1 protein-coding gene is annotated in these 357 nt (G+C 63.3%); it reads left to right on the top strand.

Translation table 11 applies throughout. From position 1 onward, the window contains the following. Positions 1 to 192: Scr1 family TA system antitoxin-like transcriptional regulator (locus PUR61_RS09105; protein WP_329877580.1), on the top strand; the 192-nt coding region annotated here is incomplete at its 5' end. Positions 193 to 357: the final 165 nt, after the last annotated feature.

The raw sequence follows: 357 nt of genomic DNA, 5'->3' as shown, positions 1-357 counted from the left end.
GCAGATCTGCGGCGAGGGGTCATCACCGAGGAGGAGGCCGAGGGGAGAGTCTCCTACCTGCTCTCCCGTCAGCAGCGTTTCGGACCCCGGGATTCGCCTCTGGTTCACGCGGTGCTCGATGAGAGCTGCCTTCGCCGACTGGTCGGCGGAACGCGGATCATGCGGGAACAACTGCACCATCACGCCGAGTAGGCCGAAAAACCCAGGACTAACATTCCGGAGGCGCCGGTCACGAAGGGCGAGCTTCGATCCCTCGCAATGCCGCTGGTTCTGCTGACCATGGCTGACCGCAGCATGCTCGGGTACACCGAGTCTCAGGAACGCGGCTTTCTCACCAGGGAATCCACAACGGTCACG

Origin of the sequence: Streptomyces sp. BE20 (assembly GCF_036322525.1) — a bacterium.
GTDB lineage: Bacteria > Actinomycetota > Actinomycetes > Streptomycetales > Streptomycetaceae > Kitasatospora.
This window is presented reverse-complemented; position numbering and strand designations above follow the sequence as displayed.